This window comes from Spirosoma sp. (assembly GCF_048594605.1).
In the GTDB taxonomy this organism is placed as follows: domain Bacteria; phylum Bacteroidota; class Bacteroidia; order Cytophagales; family Spirosomataceae; genus Spirosoma.
Genome location: NZ_JBMDWV010000393.1, coordinates 1 through 2,861, shown reverse-complemented (window position 1 = coordinate 2,861; position 2,861 = coordinate 1). Strand labels below are relative to the sequence as shown.

The following is a 2,861-nucleotide window of genomic DNA, read 5'->3' as shown; positions in this document are numbered from 1 at the left end:
TTATCCCACTACAAACAAACCATTAAGGAATTAAAGTCCATGATCCTTACAAGCAGGTATCGGGCTGCGGCATTAGCTAATCAGGAATTATTGCTATTGTATTTTTCTATCGGAAAATTAATCTCAGAAAAAACAAAAGCCGAAAAATGGGGTGCAAAAGTATTGGAACAGGTTTCGACAGAATTGCAAAAAGAGTTGCCAGGGTTAAGAGGATTTTCTGCGTCCAACCTTAAAAAAATGCGATTGGTTAGTGAAGCATGGGATCGATTTATAGAAATTAGTTCTTCACCAACGAACCAAATTGCTGATAATAAAGGGTTGCCATCTTCGGGTGCTTTAATCAGTTCGACACTGTCGAACCAATTTATTTACGACTTTGCTTTATTGTCATTTTCTCATCATTTCTTAATAGCAACTAAACTCAATGCTATAGAGGAAAGAGCCTTTTACATTCAGAATGCTGTAAATAGCTTTTGGAGTATAACGACTTTAGAAAATCATATTAATAGTAACTTGTTTTACGCAAAAGGTAAAATTCAAAACAATTTTGCAAAAACTATAACAAACGAAGGTAATCGTGAGCAAGCGGTCCAAGTTTTTAAGGATGAATATTTGTTGGACTTTATAAATATTGAAGACCCCGATCTTGTAGATGAACGCGAATTGGAAGATGCCATTGTACGTAATATCAGGAAGTTTATTTTATCGATAGGAAGTGACTTCGCATTTATCGGTAACCAATACAGGTTATTGGTCGAAGAGGAGGAATTCTTTATTGACTTGCTGTTTTTTAATAGGAAATTGCAATGCCTGGTTGCTTTCGAATTGAAAAAAGGGAAGTTTAAGCCTGAGTATCTCGGCAAAATGAATTTCTATTTATCTGCCTTAGATGAACTGGTAAAGCAGCCGCATGAAAATCCTTCAATAGGAATTGTGCTATGCAAAAGTAAAACAGATAAAGTGGTGGAATTTTCTTTTCGAGATTTTAATAAATCAATGGGTGTTGCCACTTATAAAACCAGTAAAGAACTTCCTGCGAAGTATAAAGGTATTTTACCTGATCCCAAAGCATTAAAAGAATTATTATAAATGAAGTATAGTTTAAAATACACTTTTTTATCTTTTGTTACATTGCTTTTTGTAATACAAAGTAAGGTTGAGGCGCAAGATTTAGAAGTGATAAATGTGCAGGTGGAACAGCAATCGCATCCTATTGGTATTGCTACAGCAACACCGCGCTTTAGTTGGCAAATCAGCTCTTATAAAAGAGCCGTAAAGCAGGTGGCGTATGAAATACTTGTAGCTACATCTAAGGCTAACCTCGAAAAAAATATAGGTGATGCCTGGTCTTCGGGAAAGATCAGTAGTGATGAGGCATTATTGATACCGTACAAAGGAATTACATTGAAGTCTAATCGGTATTATTATACCAAAATAAGAGTCGTTACCAATAAAGGTGACGAAGCCTGGAGCAAGCCGATGTTTTTTACCCTGGGTTTTGTAAATAAAGCCAGTTGGAAAGCTAAATGGATCGGTTATGATAAAGCATTTCCCTGGGATAGTGTTTCTCAATGGTCTCGATTATCGGCTCGTTATTATCGTAAAGAATTTAGTTCAGTAAAGAAGCTTAAAAAGGCTTTTGTTAATCTGGTGGGTTTGGGTATGTATGAATTACGCATCAATGGAAAAAAGATGGGCGACCAGGTACTGGCGCCTGCGCCAACGGATTACAGGAAGTCGGTTTTGAGTAACACGTTTGATGTAACGGAGCATATTCTATCGGGCAAGAATGCGATAGGCGTTGTGCTGGGTAACGGGCGCTTCTTTACTATGAGACAAGATTATAAGCCTCAAAAAATCAACAATTTTGGCTTTCCTAAGCTACTACTCCAAATGGATCTTATTTATGATGATGGAACTACTCAAACGATCATTTCTGATGAAAGCTGGAGGTTTACTGCAGACGGGCCTATACGCACTAACAACGAGTATGATGGAGAGGAATATGACGCTACAAAGGAATTGAATGGCTGGGCAGATGTGGGTTATAATGATGGCAAATGGCTAAAAGCGCTGCTGGTTACAGCTCCTCCGGGCAAAGTTACACCCCAGCCAACCAAACATATGAAGATAATGCAAAAGCTAACTCCGGTATCCATCAAAAAATTGAAAGACGATGTATTTATCCTGGATATGGGTCAGAATTTTTCGGGATGGCTGCAAATAAAAGTGAAAGGTAAAAGAGGCCAGCAGGTAAAAATGAAGTTTGTCGAAAGCCTGCAACCCGATGGGCAATTGTATATTGCCAACCTTCGGGATGCACGTGTTACTGATGTGTATACGTTGAAGGGCGAGGGTGAAGAGATTTGGCATCCAACCTTTGTATACCATGGTTTTCGTTATGTAGAAGTTACAGGTTGGCCCGGAACGCCAACGATTAACGATTTTGAAGGACATCTGGTGTACGACCAAATGATGACCGCCGGAACTCTGAAAACTTCAAATGAAGTGATTAATAACATCGTCAAAAATGCGTGGTGGGGAATAGCCTCCAATTATAAAGGCATGCCGGTTGATTGTCCGCAGCGTAACGAGCGCCAGCCATGGTTGGGCGACCGCGCACAGGGCGCCTATGGTGAGAGCTTCCTCTTTAATAATGCATCGCTATATGCCAAATGGCTCGATGATATTGAAGAGTCGCAAACAGCAGAAGGAGCGATTCCTGATGTAGCACCTGCATACTGGAATTATTACAGTGATAATGTTACCTGGCCAGGTACTTATATTTTGGTAGCAGACATGTTGCTCCAGCAATTCGGAGATCAGCAAAGTATCAAAAAGCATTATCCTTCTATGAAAAA

General features: G+C 39.3%; 2 protein-coding genes. Both read left to right on the top strand.

The window, feature by feature from the left end; genetic code table 11:
- Positions 1 to 1,089: PDDEXK nuclease domain-containing protein (locus ACOJS8_RS24360; RefSeq protein ID WP_420151165.1), on the top strand; the 1,089-nt coding region annotated here is incomplete at its 5' end.
- A partial coding sequence (locus ACOJS8_RS24355; protein WP_420151164.1) for a family 78 glycoside hydrolase catalytic domain occupies positions 1,090 to 2,861 on the top strand: 1,772 nt, incomplete at its 3' end.